The sequence below is a fragment of the uncultured Winogradskyella sp. genome, from assembly GCF_947496485.1.
Classification (GTDB): Bacteria; Bacteroidota; Bacteroidia; order Flavobacteriales; family Flavobacteriaceae; genus Winogradskyella.
On the sequence record NZ_CANMCZ010000001.1, the window covers coordinates 538,362 to 565,101 of the forward strand.

Annotated in this window: 29 protein-coding genes; 11 read left to right on the forward strand and 18 right to left on the reverse strand. The window is 32.9% G+C overall.

Annotated features, from left to right (window positions below; genetic code table 11):
- Positions 1-29: 29 nt before the first annotated feature.
- From Q0822_RS02225 to Q0822_RS02245, 5 genes are all read right to left on the reverse strand, one after another.
- Complete coding sequence (locus tag Q0822_RS02225; RefSeq protein WP_299119594.1) at positions 30-320, reverse strand: twin-arginine translocase TatA/TatE family subunit; 291 nt, start codon at positions 318-320, stop codon at positions 30-32.
- A gap of 98 nt (positions 321-418) precedes the next feature.
- Positions 419-2,716 (reverse strand): M1 family metallopeptidase, encoded by a 2,298-nt coding sequence (locus Q0822_RS02230; RefSeq protein ID WP_299119597.1) that lies wholly within the window; start codon positions 2,714-2,716, stop codon positions 419-421.
- Positions 2,717-2,779: 63 nt separating this feature from the next.
- The gene (locus Q0822_RS02235) at positions 2,780-3,286 is read right to left on the reverse strand and encodes a DUF6702 family protein (protein ID WP_299119599.1); all 507 of its coding nucleotides are present in this window, start codon (positions 3,284-3,286) and stop codon (positions 2,780-2,782) included.
- 48 nt (positions 3,287-3,334) lie between these two features.
- The gene (locus Q0822_RS02240) at positions 3,335-4,132 is read right to left on the reverse strand and encodes a hypothetical protein (RefSeq protein WP_299119602.1); all 798 of its coding nucleotides are present in this window, start codon (positions 4,130-4,132) and stop codon (positions 3,335-3,337) included.
- Positions 4,119-4,931 (reverse strand): carboxypeptidase-like regulatory domain-containing protein, encoded by an 813-nt coding sequence (locus Q0822_RS02245; RefSeq protein WP_299119605.1) that lies wholly within the window; start codon positions 4,929-4,931, stop codon positions 4,119-4,121. The genes Q0822_RS02240 and Q0822_RS02245 overlap by 14 nt, the downstream gene beginning before the upstream one ends.
- A gap of 139 nt (positions 4,932-5,070) precedes the next feature.
- On the opposite strand from Q0822_RS02245, the gene pepE reads away from it, so the two are divergent.
- The gene (pepE, locus tag Q0822_RS02250; RefSeq protein ID WP_299119608.1) at positions 5,071-5,778 is read left to right on the forward strand and encodes a dipeptidase PepE; all 708 of its coding nucleotides are present in this window, start codon (positions 5,071-5,073) and stop codon (positions 5,776-5,778) included.
- Position 5,779: 1 nt separating this feature from the next.
- Here pepE and Q0822_RS02255 read toward each other — a convergent pair whose 3' ends face one another.
- A complete protein-coding gene (locus Q0822_RS02255) occupies positions 5,780-6,208 on the reverse strand; it encodes a GNAT family N-acetyltransferase (RefSeq protein ID WP_299119610.1) in 429 nt (142 codons plus the stop codon).
- A gap of 153 nt (positions 6,209-6,361) precedes the next feature.
- Here Q0822_RS02255 and Q0822_RS02260 point away from each other — a divergent pair, with 153 nt between their 5' ends.
- Complete coding sequence (locus tag Q0822_RS02260) at positions 6,362-7,135, forward strand: M48 family metalloprotease (protein ID WP_299119613.1); 774 nt, start codon at positions 6,362-6,364, stop codon at positions 7,133-7,135.
- A 45-nt stretch (positions 7,136-7,180) separates the two neighbouring features.
- Here Q0822_RS02260 and Q0822_RS02265 read toward each other — a convergent pair whose 3' ends face one another.
- Positions 7,181-7,576 carry an ankyrin repeat domain-containing protein gene (locus tag Q0822_RS02265; protein WP_299119616.1) on the reverse strand — a complete coding sequence of 132 codons (396 nt, stop codon included), beginning with the start codon at positions 7,574-7,576 and terminating at the stop codon, positions 7,181-7,183.
- Positions 7,577-7,840: 264 nt separating this feature from the next.
- Here Q0822_RS02265 and gpmI point away from each other — a divergent pair, with 264 nt between their 5' ends.
- Both gpmI and Q0822_RS02275 read left to right on the forward strand, forming a co-directional pair.
- Positions 7,841-9,358: a 2,3-bisphosphoglycerate-independent phosphoglycerate mutase gene (gene gpmI, locus Q0822_RS02270; protein ID WP_299119619.1), complete on the forward strand. Its 1,518-nt coding sequence runs from the start codon at positions 7,841-7,843 to the stop codon at positions 9,356-9,358.
- Positions 9,359-9,399: 41 nt separating this feature from the next.
- Entirely contained in the window at positions 9,400-9,798 is a 399-nt protein-coding gene (locus Q0822_RS02275; RefSeq protein WP_299119622.1) for a BT0820 family HAD-type phosphatase, read from the forward strand.
- 13 nt (positions 9,799-9,811) lie between these two features.
- On the opposite strand, the gene Q0822_RS02280 is transcribed toward Q0822_RS02275, so the two are convergent.
- On the reverse strand, positions 9,812-11,077 hold the full coding sequence (locus tag Q0822_RS02280; protein ID WP_299119624.1) for an acetyl-CoA hydrolase/transferase C-terminal domain-containing protein: 1,266 nt from the start codon (positions 11,075-11,077) through the stop codon (positions 9,812-9,814).
- Positions 11,078-11,203: 126 nt separating this feature from the next.
- On the opposite strand from Q0822_RS02280, the gene map reads away from it, so the two are divergent.
- Complete coding sequence (map, locus tag Q0822_RS02285; RefSeq protein WP_299119627.1) at positions 11,204-12,022, forward strand: type I methionyl aminopeptidase; 819 nt, start codon at positions 11,204-11,206, stop codon at positions 12,020-12,022.
- A 1-nt stretch (position 12,023) separates the two neighbouring features.
- Complete coding sequence (locus Q0822_RS02290; protein ID WP_299119630.1) at positions 12,024-12,788, forward strand: class I SAM-dependent methyltransferase; 765 nt, start codon at positions 12,024-12,026, stop codon at positions 12,786-12,788.
- Between the two features lie 99 nt (positions 12,789-12,887).
- Here the strand turns inward: Q0822_RS02290 and Q0822_RS02295 are convergent, their stop codons facing one another.
- The 3 genes from Q0822_RS02295 to Q0822_RS02305 are packed head-to-tail and all read right to left on the reverse strand — an operon-like array spanning position 12,888 to position 15,134.
- Positions 12,888-13,868 (reverse strand): FAD:protein FMN transferase, encoded by a 981-nt coding sequence (locus tag Q0822_RS02295; protein ID WP_299119633.1) that lies wholly within the window; start codon positions 13,866-13,868, stop codon positions 12,888-12,890.
- A 1-nt stretch (position 13,869) separates the two neighbouring features.
- The gene (locus tag Q0822_RS02300) at positions 13,870-14,247 is read right to left on the reverse strand and encodes a Na(+)-translocating NADH-quinone reductase subunit F (RefSeq protein WP_299119634.1); all 378 of its coding nucleotides are present in this window, start codon (positions 14,245-14,247) and stop codon (positions 13,870-13,872) included.
- Between the two features lie 20 nt (positions 14,248-14,267).
- Positions 14,268-15,134, reverse strand: a complete 867-nt coding sequence (locus tag Q0822_RS02305) for a DUF4846 domain-containing protein (RefSeq protein ID WP_299119636.1) — start codon at positions 15,132-15,134, stop codon at positions 14,268-14,270.
- A gap of 67 nt (positions 15,135-15,201) precedes the next feature.
- On the opposite strand from Q0822_RS02305, the gene Q0822_RS02310 reads away from it, so the two are divergent.
- Both Q0822_RS02310 and Q0822_RS02315 read left to right on the forward strand, forming a co-directional pair.
- Positions 15,202-15,582: a cupin domain-containing protein gene (locus Q0822_RS02310; RefSeq protein ID WP_299119639.1), complete on the forward strand. Its 381-nt coding sequence runs from the start codon at positions 15,202-15,204 to the stop codon at positions 15,580-15,582.
- 41 nt (positions 15,583-15,623) lie between these two features.
- Positions 15,624-16,070 (forward strand): Na(+)-translocating NADH-quinone reductase subunit F, encoded by a 447-nt coding sequence (locus tag Q0822_RS02315; RefSeq protein WP_299119642.1) that lies wholly within the window; start codon positions 15,624-15,626, stop codon positions 16,068-16,070.
- A gap of 95 nt (positions 16,071-16,165) precedes the next feature.
- Here Q0822_RS02315 and nqrF read toward each other — a convergent pair whose 3' ends face one another.
- The 6 genes from nqrF to Q0822_RS02345 form a co-directional block, all read right to left on the reverse strand.
- Positions 16,166-17,476, reverse strand: coding sequence for an NADH:ubiquinone reductase (Na(+)-transporting) subunit F (gene nqrF, locus Q0822_RS02320; RefSeq protein WP_299122242.1), 1,311 nt, complete (start codon positions 17,474-17,476; stop codon positions 16,166-16,168).
- Positions 17,477-17,488: 12 nt separating this feature from the next.
- Entirely contained in the window at positions 17,489-18,226 is a 738-nt protein-coding gene (nqrE, locus tag Q0822_RS02325) for an NADH:ubiquinone reductase (Na(+)-transporting) subunit E (protein WP_299119643.1), read from the reverse strand.
- Positions 18,227-18,289: 63 nt separating this feature from the next.
- Positions 18,290-18,934, reverse strand: a complete 645-nt coding sequence (locus tag Q0822_RS02330) for an NADH:ubiquinone reductase (Na(+)-transporting) subunit D (RefSeq protein ID WP_185788214.1) — start codon at positions 18,932-18,934, stop codon at positions 18,290-18,292.
- Positions 18,935-18,939: 5 nt separating this feature from the next.
- Positions 18,940-19,734, reverse strand: coding sequence for a Na(+)-translocating NADH-quinone reductase subunit C (locus Q0822_RS02335; protein WP_299119651.1), 795 nt, complete (start codon positions 19,732-19,734; stop codon positions 18,940-18,942).
- Positions 19,735-19,736: 2 nt separating this feature from the next.
- Positions 19,737-20,963, reverse strand: a complete 1,227-nt coding sequence (locus Q0822_RS02340) for an NADH:ubiquinone reductase (Na(+)-transporting) subunit B (RefSeq protein ID WP_299119654.1) — start codon at positions 20,961-20,963, stop codon at positions 19,737-19,739.
- On the reverse strand, positions 20,963-22,312 hold the full coding sequence (locus Q0822_RS02345; RefSeq protein ID WP_299119656.1) for a Na(+)-translocating NADH-quinone reductase subunit A: 1,350 nt from the start codon (positions 22,310-22,312) through the stop codon (positions 20,963-20,965). The genes Q0822_RS02340 and Q0822_RS02345 overlap by 1 nt, the downstream gene beginning before the upstream one ends.
- Positions 22,313-22,474: 162 nt before the next feature.
- On the opposite strand from Q0822_RS02345, the gene Q0822_RS02350 reads away from it, so the two are divergent.
- From Q0822_RS02350 to apaG, 3 genes are all read left to right on the forward strand, one after another.
- A complete protein-coding gene (locus Q0822_RS02350; protein ID WP_299119658.1) occupies positions 22,475-23,725 on the forward strand; it encodes a DUF5103 domain-containing protein in 1,251 nt (416 codons plus the stop codon).
- 72 nt (positions 23,726-23,797) lie between these two features.
- Entirely contained in the window at positions 23,798-25,174 is a 1,377-nt protein-coding gene (locus Q0822_RS02355; RefSeq protein ID WP_299119661.1) for a pyridoxal-dependent decarboxylase, read from the forward strand.
- A gap of 62 nt (positions 25,175-25,236) precedes the next feature.
- Positions 25,237-25,623, forward strand: coding sequence for a Co2+/Mg2+ efflux protein ApaG (gene apaG / locus Q0822_RS02360; protein WP_299119663.1), 387 nt, complete (start codon positions 25,237-25,239; stop codon positions 25,621-25,623).
- Here the strand turns inward: apaG and Q0822_RS02365 are convergent.
- Complete coding sequence (locus Q0822_RS02365) at positions 25,620-26,627, reverse strand: DUF6695 family protein (RefSeq protein ID WP_299119666.1); 1,008 nt, start codon at positions 26,625-26,627, stop codon at positions 25,620-25,622. The two genes, apaG and Q0822_RS02365, sit on opposite strands and share 4 nt — an antisense overlap.
- Positions 26,628-26,740 lie beyond the last annotated feature (113 nt).

Consider the following 26,740-nt stretch of genomic DNA (forward strand, 5'->3'; position numbering starts at 1 on the left):
TTAGTGATGTAGTTTTAAAAATTCAGTAATTACAATTTTCGTTTAACCGAACCTGTGAAATCTTCGAGGTCGTCTTTAATTGTATTGATTTCTTTTTGAATATCCTTAGCAGCGTCTGTGTCTATAATATTACTCTCTTTTGCACTCTTAGTAACCTCGTGCTTAATATCATTGGTTGCGTCTTTTAATTGACGCATTCCTTTTCCAAGGCCTCTTGCTATTTCAGGTAGTTTATCTGCACCAAAAACCAATACTACAATAAATAGTATAAAAATAATTTCGGTACCACCGATAAATAATAATGTAGCTAATTGTATCACTTTGCAAATATAGAGTGACTTTGTGAATAATACCACTACTATATTAAAAATAAAAAAGCCGACTTCAATAAAGTCGGCTAAAATTATAGTTATAAGATTTAATCTTTTACTTTATTCTTAAACTTGTCAAAATCGCTTTCTTTAACTTCTATTGGCCAAGTATTATTAGACGTATCAATATCTGCCGTTTCTAATTCTGGGTCTACTATAATAGAAACAATCTCTTTATCACTAGCTACCGTTCTACTCACTTCCTCATCGTTAAATCTCCAAATTTGAGCAGGATATGTTACTTTTTCCTTAGTTCCATCAGCATATTTATATTCTACGATTAATGGCATCACTAATCCTCCTGGCTTATCAAATGTAACTTGATAGAAAAACTTAGGTGCTTTTTTCATTGCCTTTTGTTCTTCTGGAGTAAAATTATCCATAATGTACTCCTTTACTGTAGGTACATTTTCAATAGAAGTACCTTCCTTCATTGCCTCTTCATAACCTTCAGCGCCTTCTTCTACAAAATAGACTAAGCTATTAGGATCTCTATTGTATCGTTCAGCCAATTTTTTTCCATTTTCGTTTGGTGTACCAGTAACAGCAAATTTCTTTACTTCTTTAATTCCAATATCTGTATAATCAGTAGTGTAGAACCAACCTCTCCAGAACCAGTCTAAATCAACTGCTGATGCATCTTCCATTGTACGGAAAAAATCTTCTGGTGTTGGGTGCTTAAACATCCAACGATTAGCATACTCTCTAAATGAATAATCAAACAATTCACGACCCATAATAGTTTCTCTCAAAATATTAAGACCAGTCGCTGGTTTACTATAAGCATTGCTACCAAATTGATATGTGTTTAACCCTTTAGTCATAATTGGCGCAATAAAATCTTGATCTCCTCCCATATACCTTACGATATTTTTAGCAGGTCCTCTTCTTGATGGATACTTATCGTGTCCTGGAGATAGCGCCGTTGGGTTCCATTCTCCAAAATCTTGTTCCGCAACATACTGAACAAACGTATTTAAACCTTCGTCCATCCACGTCCATTGGCGTTCATCACTATTCACAATCATCGGAAAGAAGTTATGACCAACCTCATGAATAATTACACTTATCATTCCGTATTTAGTTCTATCAGAATAATTACCTTCTTTATCAGGACGACCAAAGTTGTAACATATCATTGGATACTCCATTCCCATTGGTGCATGTACAGAAATTGCTTTGTGGTAAGGGTAATCAAACGTCATACGAGAATAAGATTTTAACGTACTGGCTACGGACCTTGTAGACCATTGTTCCCATAATGGGTTTCCTTCTTTAGAATACATTGATACAGCCATGACATCTCTATCACCAATTTTAACAGCCATCATATCCCAAAGGAATTTACGAGATGTTGCAAAACCAAAGTCTCTTACCATCTGTGCTGAAAGCTTCCAAGTTTTTTTATCCTTACTCTTAGTTTTCTCTGTTTTCTCAGCTTCAGCTTGAGTTACGATCATAACTGGCTTATCATATGACTTCTTAGCCTCCTTATAGCGTTTCATCATATCTTTAGAAAACACCTCTTCTCTATTAATTAAATAACCTGTACCATCTAATATATGATCTGCTGGTACTGTAATATTTACATCAAAATCTCCAAATGGTAAAGCAAACTCATCTCGTCCCCAAAATTGAGAATTTTGCCATCCTTCCACATCATTATAAACAGCCATACGCGGGTAGAATTGTGCCATTACATAGATTCTATTATCGTTTTCTTCAAAATACTCATATCCTGAACGCCCACCATCTTTCACGTGGTCATTAATATTGTACCACCATTTTATTTTGAATGAAAACTTATCACCTTTTTTCATTGCTTTTGGCAATTCTATGCGCATCATAGTGCGATTAATCATGTGCGGTAAATCTTTACCATTGACATCTTTTACATGTTCAATATTGAAACCACCATCAAAACGCTCTTTTAAATATGTTCTTACTGCTCTTGAGGAAGACGTTGCCGGACCAATACCTGAACCGCTTATAAGTGGAGTTTTAGAATCCTTGGCACGCATATTTTGATCTAACTGAACCCAAAGATATTTCAATTCATCAGGAGAATTATTTGTGTAAGTAATGGTTTCATCTCCATATAATTTTGCATTTACATCATCGATTTCGATGTCCATTTTGTAATCTGCCTGCTGTTGGTAATATGCTGGGCCAGGGGCACCAGAACCAGTTCTAAACATATTAGGTGTAGCAAATTCATCATATAACTGTTTGAATTTGTTTTGGTTAGTGTGACCAGGTTTACGCTCTGGTTTTATTTCGTTCTGAGCAAATGTACTCGCGGAAACAAAAAGAAAAGCGCATAAGAAATACTTTAAAATTTTCATAGTAATTTTTGTTGTTAAAAAATGATGCCTAAAATAGCAATTTAAGATGGCTTTAACAGGTTTTTAGTTAAAGTTTAACATGCATTTATCATTGTATGGTTGAAGTAAAAAACTCTTGTTTTTATCAAGTAATTTAAGCCTTACAATGTTTTGTTGTTCTGGTAAAATATCGAATAGAACTCTATTTGTAATCTCAATAGATTTTATTTCAGAAACATTTTCAATTTCGAGATAACAATATGTAATATCATCTTTGTATTCTTTACCTATATATTTGAATTTTACAACACCATCATTCACCTTAATTTTTAACTTATCAGCTAAATAGCGTTGCATATATTTTTCTATTAACTTGGAATCACTATCTGGCGCAAGTTTAATATTTTGGTCATAACGCTCTTGCAATAACTTTTCAAAATCATTTATAAAGATTTGACTTATAATCTGAAGTGATTGTTGTTCTTCAGCATATTTGATTTCTGTTACACTAACATAGTATTCGTGATCAACCTTATTCAAACTGAATAATGGAGTTATCAATAACGCAAGTATTATATATAATGATTTCATGTTTTATTTAAGGTAATTTTTCTGATGAATCCAAAAAGCATTCCAAAGTTAATCTTTAGTTACGGATTCCCTATTTTTCTTGTAAGCTTTTAACTTTGTTTGCAGAAATTCAATAGCTTTTAAATCATTATTTTCTTCACATAAAGCTCTAAACCCTTCATCTTCTTGGCAAAAATAGAAATATTCATTCTTTAAACTATCGGCTAGAGTATCCGTTTTAAAGATGGCTTCTTCATATTCTCGTCTAAGTCTTTCAATACAATTGTCTTCTTTATCTAGTGCAACGATTTCTTTTAATTTTTTAGTTCTTCCACTAATTCTATTCAACAACTTATGTAAATTAACACTTCCGCCCAATCCAATATATCCCATTGGCCCAGCGTCTGCATCGTGTAATTTTCGTTCGTTTTGTGTTAATGGTTTACCTTTATAACCTGGAATACCTAAATCGTAAAAATTAATTTCTGTTTTGGCATCAGAATTTTCGAGATCAGATTCTAAACTACCTGTTAGAATTTTACCAACAATAACCTCATCTAATTCGTTTATTTTTTCAATTAATTGTACGCTAAAACTCCCTAAATCCATTATAGATTGTGTAATTATTAGCTCTTGATTTTCGTACTTTAAACCCGAAATAAATAAGGTGTCTAGTGCTTTCGCAGGAATAACAAAACTACCATCTTCATTTGATACTGTATATTTAGCTGATGTCTTATTGAGGATATGCAGACCTTCAACTTCATCATCTGCAATGAGTTGACCATTTAAGTCTTTAGTTTGCGCATTCGAAGTTAATGCTATAATAAAAACGACAAAAAAGAAAAGTACATTAGTCTTTTTCACCTTGCAATTTTAAGAAAGATTCGCTGAGTTGAGTAATCCGCTCTAAAAACTGCATTTCTTTATCTTCTTTTAATAGTTCATCATCCACACCTTGAACCTCAACATAATCAATAAATTTTTCTACTTGGTCTAATGGTATTTTAAAATTTGAATGAATATAATTAATACTGTATTTATCCAAAGCTTCTTTAAACGGTGTTTTCTTTAATCCCTTTTCATCTAAAGATTTATTTTTATCAATATCAACAACTTGACTTACAACAAAACCAGCAAGATTTACAATGTTAAGCATATTGCCAACTGTTGGATTATATTCATTAAAAGCCACATTTTCTACTTCAGATTTATAATCTACAGAAAATTCAAAATCCTCTATATGATCTAAACCAAAATAGACGTAGTCCAAACTCACATTATAGGTCCTTACATTTTCCAAATCTGCATTTAGGTTACCTGTGAGCCCAAATGGCAATAATACCACTTCATCTAATTTATTGACTTCTTCTACTAAAATTACAGTCAATTGCTTCGATTTAATAACATCTTCTGTAATAGTAACACTAAAATCTTGAAACTGAAGCGCACTAAATTCTATAATATCATTAACAGTTACATCAATTTTAAAATTTCCATCTTTATCAGTTGCTGTACCTTTATTAGAAGATGTGTTGTAAACAGCAACACCTTCTTTATCATTTGTAGGCACTATAATTCTGCCATTTACAGAAATTCTGGTAACCTCTTGACTAAAAGCCATTAAAGTAAAAAGACTAAATAATGCGAGTAGTATTTTTTTCATATTTTTAATTCTTGTAATAAAGTTCGGATATATTCTTTAATTGTCATAAAATTGGCTTGTAAATGTTTGTTAAATGATAAATCTATATTTTTAAAAAGTATAACCTTAATGGGAATAAAATCACTAAATAAATAAAAAATTGAAATCTATACTAATTGCAAGTACCTCTACCGTTCACGGAAGCGGCTATTTAGAATATTTATTGGATGAGCTTAAGCTTCATTTTAAATCAGCACAGGAAATTTTGTTTATTCCTTATGCGAGACCTGGAGGTATATCTCATGATGAGTACACTAAAACTGTATCAAAAGCTTTCGAAAAAATAGAGAAAACTGTAAAAGGTTTGCACGAGTATGAAAATCCTAAAAAGGCCATTCAAAACGCTCAAGCTATTTTTGTTGGTGGTGGCAATACGTTTGTTTTAGTCAATCAGTTATACAAAAATGATGTTTTAACAGCTATAAAAAGTGCCGTTACCAGTGGAACACCATACTTAGGCACGAGCGCTGGCAGTAATATATGTGGCTTAACTATGAACACTACTAATGACATGCCTATTGTTTATCCTCCAAGTTTTAAAACCTTGGGTTTGGTGCCATTTAATATCAATCCGCATTATTTAGATCCAATTCCAGGCAGCACTCATATGGGTGAAACTAGAGAAACACGGATTAAGGAGTTTCATGCTTATAACACACAACCAGTTATTGGATTACGAGAAGGTAGTTGGTTAGAAGTAAAAGATGATTCATTAAAATTAAAAGGAACTCTGGACGCTAGAATTTTTGAATTTGGAAAAGCTCCTTATGAAATAGAAACTAATACTGATTTAGAATTTTTAAAATAAACTAAAACTTCTTTAGGAAGTGATATCCAAGAATTTCGAAACCTTCGTTATAATAAAATTTATGTGATGGGTAATTTTGAACATAAGTGTTTAATTCTATTGAATTACAACCTTTTTCCGTCTTAACATAATTATGAATCCATTCCATAAATTGTTTCCCCAATCCTTTTCCTCTGTACTCGGGTTTAATATAAACATGGTCTAACTCTACAGATTTACCTATGTAATGCCTCGTACAAAACCATAAACCCGTAACGCCTATTGGTTCTTCATTGTAAAAAATCGTAGCACATTCATAGTTTTGATATTGCATCTCATCAAAACGTGATTTAAGCAGTTCTTCACTTACTTTAGCATCATTTAGCTCGTAAACCAAAGGAATAATTTGATCTAAAGTATCATTCGGAATAATTTTAAATTGATAAGTCATGGTTTATTTTATTGATATAAAAGTAAATCTTTTAGAGTATTCTTTACAATTAAAAAACATTGAAAAATCAGAATTCTTATAATTAAACAAATGACTTTTGGATAAATATTGTGTCAAACTTTTGTAAATTTATCACACTAACACAAATCAATTATGAGAAGAGGTAGTTTCAAAATCCGAATTTTAATATTTGTAGCTATTGCTGCATTTGCATTTTTAAGAAAATGCAGTCAAGAAGAAGTGAACCCATACACTGGCACAAAACAAGCGATTTCATTATCTCCACAAGAAGAAATAGCCATAGGCCTACAAAGTGCACCTGGAATGGCCCAACAACATGGTGGGTTACATCCAGACAATAGAGCACAAGCTCTTGTCGATAATGTTGGCAATAAGCTTGTTAACAATAGTATTGCAAAAAACACACCATATAAATATGAATTTCATTTACTAGCGGACGAAAATACAATCAACGCCTTCGCATTACCAGGCGGTCAAATTTTTATTACATATGCTCTATTTTCTCAGTTACAAAATGAAGACCAATTAGCTGGAGTTCTTGGACATGAAATTGGTCATGTCCTCGGAAAACATTCTAATGAGCGTATTACGAACGCCAATTTTTGGAAAACCTTAGCTATGGGAAGTGCTGCAATAGATATGGGCGGAGTTGCTCAGCAAATTGGTAATGGATCGCTTCTTAAAAATGGAAGAGGTGATGAATTAGAAAGTGATGTACTCGGCGTACAATTTATGATAGATGCAGGCTATAATCCAGAAGAATTGATTGGTGTAATGGAGATTTTAAAAGCTGCAGCTGGTCCAAATCGTGTTCCTGAGTTTCAAAGTTCACATCCAGATCCTGAAAATAGAATTGAAAAGATAAAAGAAGCCATTAGAAATTATAGAAACAGAAATGCGTCTTAAATAAGACGCATTTACTAACTAACTAACTCAAATAATTGCCTACGCTTAGGCAGTCTTCTTTTTAAAACGCTTTAAAAAAAGTTCAGCGTCTTTAGCTTTTGATTTTTTTGCATGTCCTAAAGCTGTATAGCCTAAATCACATGGCTTATGAATTTCAGAACCTGCTGTGATTAAAGCTTTAATAATTTCTACGCGATTGAATTTTGCTGCGTAATGAATTGGCATCATACCATTAGACTTTGCATTTACATCTACACCAGCCTTAATAAGCTTGTTTACTTCTTCTAAATTGCCAGTTGCAACTGCCTTACATAAAGGACTAACTTCAACTGTTTTTACAGTGACTTCATTTACTTCTGAAGTTAAAATTTCGTTTGATGCATTTAAATTACAAATTGAAAAGCCCAATGCTAAGGCTAAAACTACTACTGATTTTTTCATGATGAAAGATTTTAAATTTAATTGATTTGTTTTTCGATTATATTAAAGAGACGACTTATGATCTAATCTGTTACACAAAAAAAAGTTATATAACATTTATTTAACGCTTTGAAAACAAATATGTTAATGTCATCATAAAACACAAGATCAACTTTTACGTCGGAATATTAAAACTTAAAACAGACTTAATATTACAAATTTTTCAGTCCATAAATTTGTTATAGAGTTGTATATGTTATCTTTGAAATGACTAAAAAATTAGAAATGAACAAAAAGGTAATTTTAATGATTTTAGATGGTTGGGGAAAATCACCTGACCCTAAAGTTTCTGCTATAGATAATGCTGAGACACCATATATAGACTCACTTTATACTAAATATCCAAGTGCAAGTTTAAGAACTGATGGTCTCCATGTGGGTTTACCTGAAGGACAAATGGGAAATAGTGAAGTCGGACACATGAATTTAGGTGCTGGAAGAATTGTTTATCAAGATTTGGTTAAAATTAACTTAGCCTTAAAAAACAAAACACTTCGTGAAGAACCTGTGTTAAAAACGGCTTTTGAATATGCCAAAACCAACAATAAAAATGTTCATTTATTAGGTTTAGTGAGTGATGGTGGAGTACACTCACATATTAATCATCTTTTTGGTTTACTCAATGCTACCAATGATTATGGCCTAGATAAAGTTTTTGTTCATGCCTTTACTGATGGTAGAGACGTTGACCCAAAATCTGGTTATGGATTTATTTCTGACTTAGAGGAACACACCAATAAAACATCAGCAAAATTGGCAACTGTAACTGGGCGATATTATGCAATGGATAGAGACAAACGTTGGGAACGTGTAAAATTAGCTTACGATGCCTTAGTAAATGGTGAAGGCGAAAAAACTCAAAATGTTTTAAAATCCATTCAAGACAATTACGAAAACAATATTACCGACGAATTTATAAAACCTATTATCGCAGTTGATACTGAAAATAATCCTGTAACAACTATTAAAGATGATGACGTTGTCATATTCTTTAACTTTAGAACCGATCGTGGACGTCAATTAACTGAAGTATTATCTCAAAAAGATTTTCACGAGTATAACATGCATAAGTTGAATCTTTATTATGTTACATTAACTAATTATGATGATAACTATGAAGGTATAAATGTAGTTTTCAATAAAGATAATCTTTCTGAAACCCTTGGAGAAGTTTTAGAAAAATATCATAAAAAACAAATTAGAATAGCAGAGACAGAGAAATATCCTCATGTCACATTTTTCTTTTCAGGAGGACAAGAAGAACCTTTTGAAGGAGAAACAAGAATATTAAGAAATTCGCCAAAAGTAGCTACTTACGATTTAAAACCAGAAATGAGTGCATATGAACTTAGAGATGCCTTAATCCCAGAATTACAAAGAGGAGATGTCGATTTTGTATGTTTAAATTTTGCAAATGGTGATATGGTTGGCCATACAGGAGTAATGGAAGCTGCTATAAAAGCTTGTGAAGCTGTAGATGAATGTGTAAAAGATGTTGTAAACACTGCATTAGAAAATGATTATACAACAATCTTAATTGCAGACCATGGTAATTGTGAGACTATGATAAATCCTGATGGTTCACCACATACAGCTCATACAACAAATCCTGTCCCGATTATTTTAATTGATAAGGATTTAAAACACATAGAGGATGGAATTTTGGGTGATATCGCTCCCACTATTTTAAAACTAATTGGAATACCAAAACCAAAGGCAATGACACAACATAGCCTTGTATAAAACCCTTAATATTGTACCTTTGCCCTACAATTGACAATAGCATGAATTTTCAAGATAGATTAATAATAGCAGTAGATTTTGATGGCACCATCGTAGAAGACGCTTATCCAAAAATTGGTAAAACACGCATCTTCGCATTTGAAACTTTAAAACGATTACAACAAGATAACCACAGATTAATTCTTTGGACTTATAGAAGTGGATCTAAACTACAAGAAGCCGTTGATTTTTGCCAAGAAAATGGTATTGAGTTTTATGCAGTAAATGCTAGCTTTCCTGAAGAAAAATTTGATAACACTAGAAGTCGAAAAATCCATGCAGACCTTTTTATAGATGATAGAAACATTGGAGGTATTTTGGGTTGGGGAGAAATTTACCAAATGATTACCAATGAAATACCAGATATAAAAAGAGCACAAAAAAAATGGTGGCAATTCTAATTATCTTGCATAATTAAACCATTTCAAAATAGGCCTTATCAATAGATTCTCTATGGTCAGGATGGGCAATATTAACCAAAGCTTTTACACGCTCTTTTATCGTTTTTCCATATAAATTTGCAACGCCATATTCCGTAACTAAGTATTGCACATGAGCTCTGGTTGTTACAACACCTGCTCCAGTCTTTAGTGATGGCACTATTCTACTTACTCCATGTCTTGTAGTAGATGGAAGAGCAATAATAGCCTTACCACCTTCACTTAAGGAAGCACCTCTAATAAAGTCCATTTGTCCTCCAACACCAGAGTACATTTTAGAGCCAATAGAATCAGCACATACTTGTCCGGTAACATCTACCTCCACTGCAGAGTTAATTGCAACCATTCTTGGATTCTGTTTAATTATTGATACATCATTTACATAATCTGAAGAACGCATCTCAACGTAAGGATTATCATTTACATAATCGTACAAACGTTGTGATCCCATTAAAAAAGTGGCCAAAGCGCGCCCTGGATTTACACCTTTATAATTACCATTAATTACATCTTTAAGAATTAAATCAATAACACCATCAGAAAACATTTCTGTATGCAATCCTAAATCTTTATGATTATGTAGTCTTGATAAAACGGCATTAGGAATATTTCCTATTCCCATTTGCAAAGTACTTCGATCCTCAATTAAGTTTGCAACATAGTCACCAATTTTGGTTTCAATTTCTGTTGGTGCTGTTACAGGATGTGTCGGTAATGGTTCATCACATTCAACAAAAGCATCAATCTCAGTAACATGGATAATTCCGTCTCCAAAAGTTCTAGGCATTTGTTTATTAACCTGTGCAATAACATAATCTGCATTATCAATAGCTGCTAAAGTTGCTTCTACTGAAACACCTAATGAGCAATATCCATGCTTATCTGGAATAGAAACATGAATTAGAGCTACTTGTAAATCCACAATATTTCTTTTAAACAACAAAGGCACTTCACTCAAAAAGACAGGAGTATAAGAACCATTTCCTGCATGCAAAGTGTGACGTACATTCTTCCCAATAAAAAATGAATTTACATGAAAACTATCTGCTAATTCTGGATTAGCATATGGAGCTGGACCTTCGGTATGCAACTGACAAATCTCAACATTTCTAAGTTCTTTATGCCTATCAGTAAGAGCATCTATCAGTACATTTGGAACTGCAGCAGCAGCATGGAGATATATTTTATCATTAGATTTTACAATTTTTAGAGCTTCTTCTGCACTTACTACTTTGTACATAATATATTAGTTTTAAGGTTATAAAATTACGTCAGAAAACGTTCAGAAAAACTGTCTTTTATCATGTTTTAGAAACATTTTAAAATTGTTATAATTACCTATCTTTGTTCCCTCAACATTAGAAACATGATTATAGTAAAAACGGCAGAGGAAATAGAATTAATGCGTCAAAGTGCTTTAATAGTATCTAAAACCTTGGGCATGCTTGCAAAAGAAACAAAAGAAGGTGTTACTACTAATCGCTTAGATGCTATTGCGGAAGAATTTATTAGAGACCATGGTGCTTTACCTGGTTTTAAAGGACTCTATGACTGCCCTTCTACACTTTTATGCAGTGTTAATGAAGCTGTAGTACATGGGTTACCTACAGATACTCCATTAAAAGATGGAGATATAGTATCTATAGATTGCGGAGCACTAATGAATGATTTTTATGGTGACCACGCTTATACTTTTGAAATCGGTGAGGTTGGTGAAGAGACCAAAAAATTAATTAAAATCACCAAAGAATCTCTTTACATAGGTATAGAACAATTAAAAATTGGAAACAGAGTTGGTGATGTTGGTTATGCGATTCAGCAATATTGTGAAGCAGAAGGATATGGTGTTGTAAGAGAATTAGTTGGTCATGGTTTAGGACGAAAAATGCATGAAGACCCAGAAATGCCAAACTATGGAAGACGTGGTAGAGGAAAGAAATTTATTGAAGGTATGGTTGTTGCCATTGAGCCTATGATAAATATGGGTACTCATAAAATAAAACAGCTCAAAGACGGTTGGACCATTGTTACCCAAGACGGAAAACCAAGTGTACATTTTGAGCACGATGTTGCTATCGTTAATGGGCAACCAGAAATACTCTCAACATTTGCCTATGTGCATGAAGCTTTGGGCATAACTTCTGATGAAGAAGATAAATTTCGACAAAAAGCTCTAGTGCTTTAAAATGAAATCACTTTTTAAATTTTTTCTAAATACAATACCAAGACCTATATTAATTAGGTTGAGTTATCTGGTTCGTCCGATTTTAGCCTTTTTTCTAAAAGGAGATAAATTCACAGATCCAATAGATGGTAAAAATTTTAGAACCTTTTTGCCTTATGGCTATGGCAAACAAAGACCGAATGTACTATCTCCTTCCACTCTTTCTTTAGAAAGACATCGATTGTTTTGGTTGTATTTAAAAAATGAAACAAACTTCTTTTCTGAGCATCTAAAAGTATTACATTTTGCACCTGAGCAATGCTTTCTAAAGCGTTTTAGAAAATTAAATAACTTAGATTATACAACAACAGACTTATTATCACCAATTGCAGATGTAAAAGCTGATATATGCGACTTGCCTTTTGAAGATAATAGTTATGATGTCATTCTATGTAATCATGTTTTAGAACATATACCTGATGATACAAAGGCTATGCAAGAATTATATAGAGTAATGAAACCTGGTGGTTACGGTATACTTCAAATTCCCCAAGATTTAAATCGTGAGCTTACTTTTGAAGACGATACTATAACCGATAAAGCAGAACGTGCAAAAATCTTTGGGCAGTACGACCATGTACGTATTTATGGTAGAGATTATTTTGACAAACTACGCTCAATAGGTTTTAAAGTTGAAGAAGTTGATTATACTTCTCAACTTTCTGATTCTGAAATTGATAAATATCGCTTAGCCAAAGGCGAGATCATTCCTGTAGTTTATAAATAAAAAAAGCTACATCAAACGAACAAGATGTAACTTCTTTTAAATAGTGATTAATAGCAATTATAAGACCCACAATATAAATGTAGGTCACATTAAAAGTTACTATTCTGGAAAATTATTTAGAGTTAAAGTTCTAAGCTCTTTATTTTCAGACTCATATATAAAATAAACCTTTAACTCCGGATGCGAGTTTAAGAACCAAGTTACTTTTTCGATTCCCATAGCTTGAAATGCAGTCGCATAACCATCTGCAGTCATACAATCTGGCGCAATAACTGATACACTTAGAATATTAGTTTTTGTAGGATAACCTGTTTTTGTGTTAATTATATGAGCATAGCGATTTCCATTCTCGTCAATTCTAAATTTTCTATACGTACCAGAAGTAGCCATGGCTTCATCTTTCAAGGTAATAACTTTAGAGTATGATTGTCTACCATCAAAATTTGGATCATCTATGCCAACGGTCCACCCCTTTTTACTTTCGAAATTAATTCCAGATGTTCTTAAATCACCACCAATATCAACTAAATAGTTTTCTATTCCTTTAGATTCTAGAAAGTTAGCTATAACATCTATACCATAACCTTTAGCAATAGCATTAAATTCTAAATAGGTTTCTTTTGGTTTTTTAATATGATTATCTATAAGTCCGACTCTGTTGAAACCTACAAATTGCATGAGACTATCTACAGTTGTACTATCCGTTAAAAATTTATTCTTCTCTGCACCAAAATTCCATGCATTAACTACATTACCAATAGTTGGGTCAAAAACACCTTCGGTTAGTCTATAGATAATTTTTGAAGCTTTAAATACATTTTCAAAATGATTGTCAACTTTAGTAGTTTCGTTTCTATTAAGTTGAGATATATCAGAATTTGGAATATAAGTCGATAATGATTGATTGACGACATTAAATAAACTATCAAACTGCTTTTGATAATTTATAAGATCTTCAGAATAGTATTGAATATTAAAACCTGTGCCGAAAACTGGACCTGAAAGTTTAATGTTTTTTGGTTCTTCCTCAGAGCAGGATAAAAATATTATAAGAGTTAAAACACTAATTATTTTTTTCATATCAGTTCAAATTCATTTCAATCACTTGAATACCATTATATTCAATAAGGTATTCTTCGTCTAAATAAATAGGTAAATCTTCTCCTTCAGGATTTCCCAAACCAACTCCTGCATATAAAACTTTAGCATCCTTTTCATAAGCATGCTTTTTGAAGGTTTCCATCCAAACGACGTCGTAATTATTAGGATTTTCTGGTAGAATTACAGCTCTAACTACAACAAAAAAGTATTGGCTATTTTTGTCTATACATACAAATTGTGGATGGCGCTTTAACGTACTGTTAATAGCTACAAACTCAAAACCACGTGCTTCTAAATCCTTACCAACATGATTCATAGCTAGATTATGTATTTCTTGAGGTGTAAGAGGTTTGCTCATTATGCAAAGATAAGAAGTTGCTATTTAAACCTCACAAATTTTGAGCTACTAAATGTATAATTTGAAACAGGTATAACAGTAGCATCCTCCAATTGATACCATGGAGAAATAGAAGCGTCTTCTAGATTTTTAACCAAATGTACGCTTTGAGCAGGAGTATTACCTTGAAATAATAAAAATAGCTTGTCACCTTTCGCGTCAATAACCTCATCACAAATCATAACAATATGGCCAGGTGAACCGCCTTTAATGAGCATATCTCCTATTCGTAGGTCTTCTGCATCAACAGACTCTAATTCATTATAAAGTGACAAGGTACCAGAATACATATAGATTAAATTTAAGTACTTATAAAAATTATCCTTTGAAGTATTAGCACTTGCTGTTTTATGGAATGTTACTTTATTATCACTAATTTTAGGACGATACCCGTCAGCATATTTCTTCCAGGAGCAGTAATGTCCAGATGTAAATTTAAAACCTATTTCGTCTTTTCTATTGTTGTCCCAAAGGTATTCACTTCTAATTCTAATTAACGCATCTGCACATTGTTGCAAGCCATTTTTAGGCACTGGAATATCTAAAATTCCGATATGACCTCCTTGCCAGAAGTATTCTGAATCATCATAGTTTATTATTTTACTTCCGAAGGTTTTTAGTTTATAGTTTCTAAGGTAATCCTCAAAATTGCCTTTAGCATAATCTACTCTCTCATACCCATCAGGAACATTGACTCTAGATTTTATAGTTAAACTATCCTTATTAATTAGACTCGGTGTTTCAATAATAGCGGTTGCAGCCTCAATAACTTTGTTTATCGGTTTAAGTTGAAATGCTAAAAGCAAAACAATTGATAATCCTAGTAAAACAAATATGCCTTTCTTCATAAAGAATGAACGTAAAAATCTGAGGTTTTCTTATATAGATTATAAATTTATGTAACTTTAAAATCTTATGACTAAAAAATATATACTTCTTTTTTTTACTCTTGGGTTAGTTGTTCTTATTTCTGGATGTAAAACTAAAAATTCATTACCAGATCCATTAGAAGCTGGTTGGAAAGGGAATACTGTCTGCGAAGTTTTGCAAGATAATAAAGAGTTAAGAATACTTAAATGTACTTTTGCGCCTGGTGTAGGTCACGAAAAGCACTATCACAATCCACATTTTGGTTATACATTAGCTGGAGGGAAATTTAGAATCACAGACACTACTGGTATTAGAGAAATAGATGTACCAACCGGTTATAGCTTCAGTAATGAAAAAGTCACTTCTCATGAGGTTTTAAATATTGGAAAAACTACTGCAGTATTTTTGATTATGGAATACAAATAATTTTTTCTTATCTTTTATCTTGAAAAAGAAAATAAAAAATTATGCAAACTTCAGATCGTTTTGACAGTGCCATTAACAAATTATATATAGCCTTTCACAACAACAGCTTAAATCCTGAGGACTGCAAACAATGTGCTGTAGGTAATATATTAGACAACAAAGATAGTTGGAAACATATGACCGATTTGCATGGCTCAGTTAGACTGAACTATGTTGGTTTGGTACATCAAAACTTAGGAAGAAAGTTTAATGGTTACACACCTCTCGAACTTCTTAAAATTGAGGAGTCATTTTTAAAAGGGTGTGGCTATCGTTTAGGACAAAATTATTGTCATAAGCCAGACTATTTCAAAGACAAAGTCATTTTGTTTAATGGTTTATGTGAAGTGGTTTCAACATTGTGTAAATTAGACAATAAGAAAGATATGATGGATTGTAGCTTATTATTTGAATTTAAGAAATTCGACACTAAGATAGAACTAGTTTAGAGATAAAAAAACCAACGTAAATACGTTGGTTTTCCTTTTATTTAAGATTCTGAAACAAGTTCAGAATGACAAATCTGCCAAATATCCCTTAGCGACTAGCCGCCAAAGTCATCAAATCTAATATGCTCATCTGGGATTCCGAAATCTTCACCCATTTTCTGAACGGCTTGGTTCATTAATGGTGGACCACAGAAGTATAATTCTATATCTTCTGGAGCTTCATGATGATTCAAATAATTATCAATTACACAATTATGTATAAAGCCTACAAACCCATCACCAGATTCATCGTTGATGTCTGTTTTAACTTTCCAGTTATCTTCTTCCATAGGCTCAGAAAGTGCCATGTAGAATTTAAAGTTAGGGAAATCTTTTTCTAGTTTTCTGAAGTGCTCTATGTAAAATAACTCACGCTTAGAACGACCTCCATACCAATACGTCACTTTACGACCAGTTTTAATAGTTCTAAATAAGTGATATAGATGCGAGCGCATTGGTGCCATACCTGCACCTCCACCAACGTAAAGCATTTCACTCTCAGACTCATTAATGAAGAATTCACCGTAAGGTCCAGAAATCGTTACTTTATCACCAGGTTTTTGAGCAAAAATATAAGATGATGCTACTCCAGGATTTACATCCATCCAACCGTTTTTAGCACGATCCCATGGTGGAGTCGCAATACGAACGTTTAACATAATCTCACGCCCTTCTGCTGGATAAGAGGCCATTGAATATGCTCTCTCCACAGTTTCTGTATTTTTCATCACTAAAGGCCATAGTCCAAACTTATCCCATTCAGCTTGAAACTTATCTGGTGTTTCATGTTCTTCTGGATGGGCAGTTATGTCTATATCTTTATAGTTAATTGTACATTCTGGAATTTCAATCTGAATATATCCACCTGCTTTGTAACCCATATCTTCTGGAATTTCAACAACAAATTCCTTAATAAATGATGCTACGTTATAATTTCTAACAACAGTCGCTTCCCACTTCTTAATACCAAAAACCTCTTCTGGAATGGTAATCTCCATGTCTTGCTTTACTTTTACTTGGCAAGCTAAACGTGCTCCGTGTTGCAATTCTTTTCTTGAGAAGTGAGGTGTTTCTGTTGGTAAAGCTTCACCTCCACCTGATAATACATGACACTCACACTGAATACAAGTTCCACCACCACCACAAGCAGATGGTAAAAATACTTTGTTACTACCTAGTGTGTTTAAAAGTGTACTACCAGAAGCTACTTCAATTTCACGCTCACCATTAATCAAAATCTTTACTGGACCAGATGGCGATAATTTTTGTTTTACGACTAACAATAATGCTACCAACAAAAGCGTCACCAATAAAAAGGCTGCTACTGTTGCTACTATTGTTCCAACTGTATTTGCGGCTAATATCATCATACTCATCAATTACTTGTTTGTATTTTCGGCTATTTCTAAGTCAGACTTAAGTTTAGCTTCTTCTTTTTTAACGTCTTCTTTTATTACTTCAATTGTAGCAGCTTGGTCTTCTGACTTTGCTTCCTCATCACCTCCTGTTAGCATACCACCAAAACTCATAAATCCGATTGCCATTAATCCAGTAATGATAAAGGTAATACCTAAACCTCTTAAAGCAGGTGGTACATTACTATATCTAATTTTTTCTCTAATAGCAGCAATGGCTAAAATTGCTAGGAACCATCCGATGCCAGAACCAATTCCGTAGTTTAATGCTAAACCTAAAGTTTCAATCTCTCTAGATTGCATAAATAATGATCCACCTAAAATAGCACAGTTCACAGCAATTAATGGTAAAAAGATACCTAGAGAATTATATAATGATGGTGAGAATTTCTCAACAACAATTTCTACCAATTGTACCATAGTAGCAATAGTAGCAATAAACATAATAAATGATAAGAAGCTAAGATCATAACTGGCATATTCTGGCCCCAACCAAGTTAAAGCACCAGGCTGTAAAACATATTGATCTAACAACCAGTTTAAAGGTACTGTAATTGCCAATACAAAAATTACAGCAGCACCAAGACCAACTGCAGTTGACACTTTTTTAGATACAGCTAAGTATGAACACATCCCTAAGAATGTAGCAAATACCATATTGTCTATAAATATCGATTTAAAAAATAACTCTAAGTGTTCCATTTTTTATAAGTTTTCAGTATCAGTTTCAGTTATCAAATGATTACTAACCAACTGAAGAGGATTTTAATCCTCAATTAATGCTTTATTTCTACTACGTTGTACCCAAATAATGATACCTACTACAATCAATGCCATAGGCGATAATAACATAAAACCGTTATTTTCATAACCTATTGAATATAATCCTGTTTTTTCAATTGGGTCTCCAAGTACTGGAATACCTAATAAAGTACCAGAACCTAAAAGTTCTCTGAAGAACCCGACTATAATTAATATAACCGCGTAACCAAGAGCATTTCCGATACCGTCTAAAAATGATCTCCAAGGACCATTTCCTAAAGCAAACGCTTCAAACCTTCCCATGATAATACAATTGGTAATGATTAGCCCAACGAAAACTGAAAGTGTTTTACTTAGTTCATAAGCAAAAGCCTTAAGCACTAAATCAACAATAATTACCAAAGTAGCCACAACTATTAATTGCGCAATAATTCTAATTTTTGAAGGAATAATGTTACGCATCAAAGAAATAACAACATTACCAACACCCATTACAAATAATACAGAAATAGACATTACAATAGACGCTTCAAGCTCTGCTGTAATTGCTAATGCAGAACATATACCAAGTACCTGAATGGTAATTGGATTATTATCCGCTAATGGGTCTGTAATTAACTTAGTATCTTTTTTTGAAAGAAGTCCCATATTGTTTATTTAGTTTTTAAATTATCAAAATAAGGCTTGTAAAGCTTCAAGTCATTTTTAATCATGGCCGAAACTCCATCACCTGTAATTGTAGCACCAGCAATGGCATCTACTTCGTTATCTTTCTTATCATTATTCTTTGGATCTGCATTTCCTTTAGCAACTGTGATACCTTTAAAAGCACCATTTTCAGTTAACAAATGTTCTCCGTAAAAATCGTCCATAAAATAGCGCTGCTTGATATTGGCACCAAGTCCTGGTGTTTCTCCCTTATGGTCAAAATAAGCACCTTGTACTACCATATTTTCATCCATAGCTACATAACCCCAAATTGCATCCCATAGTCCTTTACCGTAAATCGGCGCAACATAAACTGTTTTTCCATCAGCATTTTTACCAACAAACAACGGTAATTTTCTTTCTCCGCCATCTTTTGCACTTGCTTGCTGCTTCTTTACATCAATTAAATAAGGCTCTTGATTAGTTTCTTCAAAATACTCGTCACGTGTTTGTCTTTTAACAACTTTACCATTGGCATCAACTGTAATAACAATTTGGTCTGCTACATTTTCAGTAAATGCTTCAGGAGCTTTATCTGTTGAAATAAAAACAGCACTGGTTTCATCATTATCATTAATACCCATTGCATATAGGATATTCTGCTGTTTTTCTAATCTTTGGTTCTCACTTATTCTTGGCTTAAGTGATGATGCTAAAAAAGCCAACAAAGATCCCACAACCAATACCATTCCTATTGCAAATATGATGGTATATGAATTTTTATCCGTTCTCTTTTCCATAATTAAGCTACTTTAACTTTTGCACGTTTTAAACGACGTTTTACATTTCCTTGTACTACATAATGGTCAATGGTTGGTGCAAATACATTCATTAGTAAAATGGCTAAGAATACACCTTCTGGATATGCTGGATTGAATACACGAATCATAATGGATATGAAACCTATTAAGAAACCATAAATCCATTTTCCTTTATTTGTTTGTGATGCTGTTACTGGATCTGTTGCCATATAAACTGCACCAAATAATATACTACCTATGATTAAATGTTGCCAAAACGGAACACTCATTAAGCCATAAAACTTACTGGTACTTCCTATCCAACCTGCATCTACAACACCATTAAAAATTAATCCCATTGCTAAAGCACCAATCACAGTACTTAACATAATTCTCCAGCTTCCTATCTTGGTAAAGATTAAGAATAATGCTCCTATTATGATTAAGAATTTAGAGGTCTCACCTACTGAACCTGGTATAATTCCCCAGAACATATCCCAATAATCAATTCCTGCTAAAGAACTATTTTGGGCATATGCACCTAAAAGTGTCTCACCAGAAATGGCATCCACATTTTGACCTGCTGCTATCATTTGATCGCGTTCTACTGCTCCATGAACCCAAACCTTATCACCAGACATCCAAGTCGGATAAGCAAAGAATAAAAATGCTCTAATTGTTAATGCTGGATTAAGAATATTCATTCCTGTACCACCAAAAACTTCTTTACCAATTACTACACCAAAGATTACTGCAACAGCTAACATCCATAATGGAATATCTACAGGAACAATTAAAGGCACTAACATACCAGTCACTAAATAACCTTCTTCTACTTCGTGACCTTTAATTATTGCAAATACAAACTCAACCGCTAAACCAACACCATAAGAAACTACTACCAAAGGTAAAACTGTCCAAGCACCAACTATAAAGTTATCGAGTGTCCAAAATGAAGACCCTAAAAATCCTTCTGCAGATTCTATTAAACCTTGTGCAAGATAATGCTGATAACCTGCATTAAACATACCGAATATTAAACATGGTACTAATGCCATGATTACTGTATTCATTGTACGCTTTAAATCATCTGCTGCCTTTATGTGAGTTCCGTTATGAGTTGTCTCATTTGGCATGTATAAAAACGTAAAGAGTGCATTAAATCCTGGCAACCACTTTTTGTCTTTATTCTTTTCTTTAAAATTATGTAAATTACTTTTTAAACCCATTATCCTATCTCTTTTAGCATTAAGTCTAAACCTTCTCTTATAATTTTTTGATGTGGCTGTTTAGAAACACATACAAATTCTGTTAATGCAAAATCTTCTGGTGCCACTTCATACATTCCTAAAGCTTCCATTTCGTCTAAATCTTGATACATACAAGCTTTTAAAATCTGCATCGGGTATATATCTAAAGGAAATACTTCTTCGTAGGTTCCAGTAGTTACAAATGCACGATGCTCGCCATTTGTATTTGTATTTAAATCAAATTTCTTTTTTGGAGTCAACCAAGAAAATGTCAGAGCTCTGGAAGTAGAAATCTTATTAAAAACTGGTTTATTCCAACCAAAGAATTCATAATCATCACCCTCTGGAATTACAGTAATCACATTACTATAATAGTCTAAAAAACCGTCAGGTTGCACATGCTTTCCAGATAATACATTACCTGAAATAATACGATCGTTACCGTCTTGCTCAACACCATTATCATAAACCATAGTTGAGATTTCAGAACCTATCTTAGTTCTAAAATATCTTGGTTTCTTAACTGATGAACCAGCCAAAGCAACAACACGCTCAGCATTAAATTTACCAGTTAATAAAAGTTCTCCAATAATCACTAAGTCTTGCGCATTAACCGTCCAAACAACTTCACCTTTATTTACTGGACTTACTTTGTTGATTAAAGTACCAACGTTACCCGATGGATGTGGCCCAGAAACTTTATAGGTTGTCGTATTATCTAAGTTCGCTAATGGAGAATTTGTACCACCAACTGAGATATGAACTCCACCATCAGTTAATTTTGATAATGCGGTAACAGCAGCTTGTAATTCTGCCTCTTTGCCTGCTAAGGTATAATCTAAATTAGCTGCTAAAGGTGCACTTGCGTAACCAGATACAAAAATTGCTTTTGGCTTACTATTTCCTTTTGCCACAACATCATAAGGACGTTGTTTAATAAAAGCCCAACAACCAGAAGCAAGTAAATGTGACTTTACCTTCTCTTCATCAGAAGATAAATCAAATTTACCATGATCTACATGTGTTTGTTCCTTGTCCGCTGTTATTTTTATGGCGTCGATACGACGTCTTGGTCCACGTTGTACTTCAGTTACTTCACCAGAAACTGGGGAAACAAACTTCATTGCTTCATTATCTTTATTGTAAAACAAAGTTTCACCCGCTTTAATACGTGTACCTTCTTTTGCAACAAGTTTTGGGATAATACTGTGGAAATCTTCGGGTCTTACAGAATAGAAGTTGCTAATGATAGCATTTTCGGTAGTTTGTTCGGCTTCACCGACTAACTTTATATCTAAACCCTTTTTAATTCTGATGTCTTTTGACATATACTTTAAAGATTAGTTATCTAAAAATCCGTGCAAATTTACGAATTAATGCTTAAATAATTTTCATATTAAAACATCTTTTTTATTTATAGTGATTATAAATAAGTTAAATACTTTAGGGCACAGATTTTGATTATCTTTATGCACTACAGAATTTTTATAATGAAAAATAACTTTTATACCCTCTTATTAATTTTACTTATACCATCATTTTTACTATCACAAGTTGAGGAAGTGAGTCCACCAAACTTTATAAAAACTATTACGTTTAAAAGTAATACCACTCAAGGTCAGTTACCAGTTTTAAAACTTGGAGAATCATTACAATTAGAATTTGATGCCTTAAATGGTAACGAAGAAGACTTTTACTACGTTATAGAACATTTTAATTTTGATTGGACACCATCGAATTTAGTAAAAGGTGAATATCTTAAAGGCTTAGATAACCAAAGAATTTTGACTTATGAGAATTCATTTAATGCTTATCAAATTTATTCACACTACGATTTAACAATACCTAACTCTCAAACACGAGCATTATTAAAGAGTGGTAATTATATGATTTCCATTTACGATGATTATGACGAACTGATGTTCAGCAGAAAGTTTATGATTTATGAAGACATTGTTAATGTTGGTGTTAAAGTAAAACGATCAAGAGATGTAGAAGTTATTGCCGAAAAGCAATCAGTAGACATTGTAATCAATACTAATAGCATTAATTTCAATAATCCATTGGATACTGTTAAAACACTCATCATTCAGAATAACAACCTTAATACAGCAATTTCAGATTTAAAACCTCAATACACATTAGGTAATGAGCTTATTTATAGATATAATACAGAATCTGCATTTTGGGGAGGCAATGAATACTTATATTTTGAAACTAAAGATATAAGAGCTGCTAGTATAGGTGTGCAATTTATAGATTTAAAAGAGATATATCATAATTATTTATTTACCAATATATCTCGAAAAGATAGACCTTACACCTATAATCCTGATATTAACGGGAATTTTCAAATTACAGCCATAGATAGAACAAATGTAGATTTTGAAGCTGACTATTCTATGATTCATTTCTCTCTGTTACATGAAGAATTAAAAGATAAAGACATACATGTTTATGGCAATTTTAATGCTTTCACAATTGAGCCACTTACTAAAATGGAATTTAATCCTGAGAGTGGTAAATACGAAAGTATGATGCGTCTTAAACAAGGATTCTACAATTACAAATTTGTTGCAGTCGATAAAGATACGCAAGAGCTAGATGAAGGTGCTATTAGTGGAAACTTTTGGCAAACCGAAAACAACTACAAAGTACTAGTATATTACCGAGACCTAGGAGCAAGGTTCGATAGGCTAATTGGTTATGGTGAAGCGTCTTCTGTAGACATTTCAAATTAAACCAGTTAAGATTTTTAACCGAAATAGATTAAATTTCTTTTTATCTTTCACCTCAATTAAACATTTTCAAAGATGCAGAATGATATTGCCCTATTTTCTGAATTATGTGATATACTTTTTGAAGCTGAAAAACATCAGCCAGTAGCAGAACCTATTACTACCTCTCAGTTATATAATCAACTGAATTTGTCACTGAATGCGGAAGGCACATTAGATGAAGATTTAAAAACAACATTAAAACAGATTATTAAAAGCACTCCAAAAACAGCTTCTAAATCGTTTTTTAATCAATTATTTGGAGGTAGAATTGGTAAAGCTTCACTAGGTGATTTGTTGGCAGTAATGCTAAATAACAGCATGTATACTTACAAAGTTGCTGGTCCGCAAGTAGGAATTGAAAAGCAGGTATTGAAGAACATATGCGAATTGGCTGGCTATAAAAAAAACAGCGACGGTACTTTTGCTCCAGGCGGTTCTATGAGTAATATGATGGCTATGATTATGGCTAGAGATTATGAAAATGGATCTATAGGAACTCATGGTTTAACCAGGCTAATGACTATATACACTTCAAAAGAATCTCATTATTCAATTTCTAAGAATGCAGCGTTGATAGGTATTGGTAGAAATCAGGTGCGGTTAGTAAACACTAATCAAAAAGGAGAAATGCTTGCTAATCATTTAGACCTATTGGTTCAAAAAGATATAAATGATGGTTATGAGCCTTTCTTGGTTAATGCTACTGCAGGAACAACCGTATTAGGAGCTTTTGACGATATTGAAGCTATAAGTAAAGTCTGCAAAAAGCATAAATTATGGTTACATGTAGATGGAGCCTACTGTGGTGGAGTTATTTTTAGCAATAACTATAAGCACTTAGTAAAAGGTTTAGAGCACTCAGATTCATTTAGCGTCAATGCTCATAAAATGTTAGGTACGCCTCTTAGCTGCTCCATTATAATAACACAACATAAAGCGCAACTACGTCAATCCTTTTCAAACGAAGCCGAATATTTATACCAAACAGATGGAGACGATTTCAACCTAGGTAAAACTTCGATGCAATGTGGAAGACGAAACGATGCCTTAAAGATTTGGACACTTTGGAAATCTATAGGCACAAATGGTTTAGAAAAAATCGTCGATAAGCAATTTGAAATGGCAAATATTGCGAGAGCATACATTATGAAAAATGATGATTATACACTATACAGTTTTGATGATTCTATCTCTGTTTGTTTTAACTATAAGGATATTCCGGCTAATGAATTATGTACAGCACTTTATCAAAATTCGGAACTGATGGTTGGCTTTGGAAAATTTAATAATCAAGAATTTGTTAGAATGGTTACCATTAATAGTGTTTTAGAAAAAGAAGATATTTTAGCATTTTTTGAAACCTTAGAAGCCTTCGCTACTAAACATATGTTAAAAATAACGACCTCTTAACCTAAAAAATAGTGTTGCATTCAAAATTTATGCTATTTTAGCGTACAGTTTTAAAGTCATTGATGGTACAACAAGTTACAAGCGGAATTAAAATTTCTGTAGAAACCAATTTTGAAGGCACATTTTATAAGAATTATAAAGTGCACTTTGCCTTTGGCTATAAAGTAACTATTGAAAACCAAAGTAAAGACTCAGTTCAGCTTAACTCAAGATACTGGAAAATTCTCGACGCCCTAAATAATGAAGAAATTATTGAAGGTGAAGGTGTTATAGGTAAAAAACCTGTTTTAAAACCCGGCGAATCTCACACCTATAATTCTGGTTGTTTATTAACATCGCCTTTTGGAGCTATGCAAGGTCACTACAATATGGTAAACTTTACTAAAGCTAACAAATTTAAAGTTTACATTCCTTCTTTTAAATTGAGTGCGCCTTTTGCACTTAATTAAGAATCAAAATGCTTCACAAATTCGAATCTAAATTGTATTGATTGTTGTTCTATATGAAAGAATAAACAATTAGAGTAATGTACAAATTGATACTTTGAAGTAATATCAAAACCTTCTTTATCGATTATGTAAATACCGTCACTATCAATATTGCCATATGGAGAAATCCTTCTAAATCTAAACTCAAAAGTGTCTTCTAAATTATAAACTTCAAACCATGCTCCGGCAGCAATACCACCTAACCATTGCGCATGTTCAGCTTTTTCGCCATTATGCTTTGGTTCTAATGTTCCTTTCAAGCTTGGATTATACCCTTTGAGCGTGTCTAAAAACAACTTTCTGTTTTCTTTACTTACAGTAGATTTAAATTCTTGAATCTGCCCTTGTTCTGAAACCAAATAGACATCATTTTCAGTATCAGCAATAACCACATTTCCAATAGTGCTTGGCGTAAACCATTTAGAGTTTTGTAATTTCTTTTTGATTTTTGAATCTGTAACAGAAGCAATTAAAGTATCCGTAACAAAGCGTGCACAATTACAAGCATCTTTTATGAAAGCCGCATACCTAATAAAATGACGATGTTGCATTTCAGAAATATGAGTTCTTGCCAAGTCATAGTTAATGGCATTGCAAACAGAGGCATATAAATGGCCATCACCATGAGTAAGTTTTGGATGAGTAGCTAAAAACTTTAGAATATCTTCTAGGTTTTTGATTATATCATTTTCAATTTCAGCCTTGATAGGAAAATTCAGTTCAAAGTCAGTTTCCCTTCCTCGGACTCTGCCATTTGGAGCAGCTGTGATATACCGACCAAAATCATTGTATTCTAAAACACCTGTTTCTTTTTCAATAAGCACCAAAGCTGCATGACCTGCCCTCACGTGTTTTTTACTTCCGACAAACAAGAATCTCAAAAATGGCGAATACCATTCTTCGGCATGTGAGACTATTGTTTCAGGATAAGCAAGGGTTAAAATAAAAGCATCATTTTTCAACATAGTTAAGCTCAGAAAATTCAAATGGCAACTTACAAAATTATCTATTAATCTTCACACAACTATAACATTTCAAACAAACGATATATCATAAATATTGTACCTTTGCACTTTCA

Bases quoted from the DNA above. Each gene is read 5' to 3' on its own strand.
- Q0822_RS02230 (WP_299119597.1), bottom strand. From the start codon at position 2,716: ATGAAAATTTTAAAGTATTTCTTATGCGCTTTTCTTTTTGTTTCCGCG.
- Q0822_RS02235 (WP_299119599.1), bottom strand. From the start codon at position 3,286: ATGAAATCATTATATATAATACTTGCGTTATTGATAACTCCATTATTC.
- Q0822_RS02245 (WP_299119605.1), bottom strand. From the start codon at position 4,931: ATGAAAAAAATACTACTCGCATTATTTAGTCTTTTTACTTTAATGGCT.
- Q0822_RS02255 (WP_299119610.1), bottom strand. From the start codon at position 6,208: ATGACTTATCAATTTAAAATTATTCCGAATGATACTTTAGATCAAATT.
- Q0822_RS02260 (WP_299119613.1), top strand. From the start codon at position 6,362: ATGAGAAGAGGTAGTTTCAAAATCCGAATTTTAATATTTGTAGCTATT.
- Q0822_RS02265 (WP_299119616.1), bottom strand. From the start codon at position 7,576: ATGAAAAAATCAGTAGTAGTTTTAGCCTTAGCATTGGGCTTTTCAATT.
- gpmI (WP_299119619.1), top strand. From the start codon at position 7,841: ATGAACAAAAAGGTAATTTTAATGATTTTAGATGGTTGGGGAAAATCA.
- Q0822_RS02275 (WP_299119622.1), top strand. From the start codon at position 9,400: ATGAATTTTCAAGATAGATTAATAATAGCAGTAGATTTTGATGGCACC.
- Q0822_RS02280 (WP_299119624.1), bottom strand. From the start codon at position 11,077: ATGTACAAAGTAGTAAGTGCAGAAGAAGCTCTAAAAATTGTAAAATCT.
- map (WP_299119627.1), top strand. From the start codon at position 11,204: ATGATTATAGTAAAAACGGCAGAGGAAATAGAATTAATGCGTCAAAGT.
- Q0822_RS02290 (WP_299119630.1), top strand. From the start codon at position 12,024: ATGAAATCACTTTTTAAATTTTTTCTAAATACAATACCAAGACCTATA.
- Q0822_RS02295 (WP_299119633.1), bottom strand. From the start codon at position 13,868: ATGAAAAAAATAATTAGTGTTTTAACTCTTATAATATTTTTATCCTGC.
- Q0822_RS02300 (WP_299119634.1), bottom strand. From the start codon at position 14,247: ATGAGCAAACCTCTTACACCTCAAGAAATACATAATCTAGCTATGAAT.
- Q0822_RS02305 (WP_299119636.1), bottom strand. From the start codon at position 15,134: ATGAAGAAAGGCATATTTGTTTTACTAGGATTATCAATTGTTTTGCTT.
- Q0822_RS02310 (WP_299119639.1), top strand. From the start codon at position 15,202: ATGACTAAAAAATATATACTTCTTTTTTTTACTCTTGGGTTAGTTGTT.
- Q0822_RS02315 (WP_299119642.1), top strand. From the start codon at position 15,624: ATGCAAACTTCAGATCGTTTTGACAGTGCCATTAACAAATTATATATA.
- nqrF (WP_299122242.1), bottom strand. From the start codon at position 17,476: ATGATATTAGCCGCAAATACAGTTGGAACAATAGTAGCAACAGTAGCA.
- nqrE (WP_299119643.1), bottom strand. From the start codon at position 18,226: ATGGAACACTTAGAGTTATTTTTTAAATCGATATTTATAGACAATATG.
- Q0822_RS02330 (WP_185788214.1), bottom strand. From the start codon at position 18,934: ATGGGACTTCTTTCAAAAAAAGATACTAAGTTAATTACAGACCCATTA.
- Q0822_RS02335 (WP_299119651.1), bottom strand. From the start codon at position 19,734: ATGGAAAAGAGAACGGATAAAAATTCATATACCATCATATTTGCAATA.
- Q0822_RS02340 (WP_299119654.1), bottom strand. From the start codon at position 20,963: ATGGGTTTAAAAAGTAATTTACATAATTTTAAAGAAAAGAATAAAGAC.
- Q0822_RS02345 (WP_299119656.1), bottom strand. From the start codon at position 22,312: ATGTCAAAAGACATCAGAATTAAAAAGGGTTTAGATATAAAGTTAGTC.
- Q0822_RS02350 (WP_299119658.1), top strand. From the start codon at position 22,475: ATGAAAAATAACTTTTATACCCTCTTATTAATTTTACTTATACCATCA.
- Q0822_RS02355 (WP_299119661.1), top strand. From the start codon at position 23,798: ATGCAGAATGATATTGCCCTATTTTCTGAATTATGTGATATACTTTTT.
- apaG (WP_299119663.1), top strand. From the start codon at position 25,237: ATGGTACAACAAGTTACAAGCGGAATTAAAATTTCTGTAGAAACCAAT.
- Q0822_RS02365 (WP_299119666.1), bottom strand. From the start codon at position 26,627: ATGTTGAAAAATGATGCTTTTATTTTAACCCTTGCTTATCCTGAAACA.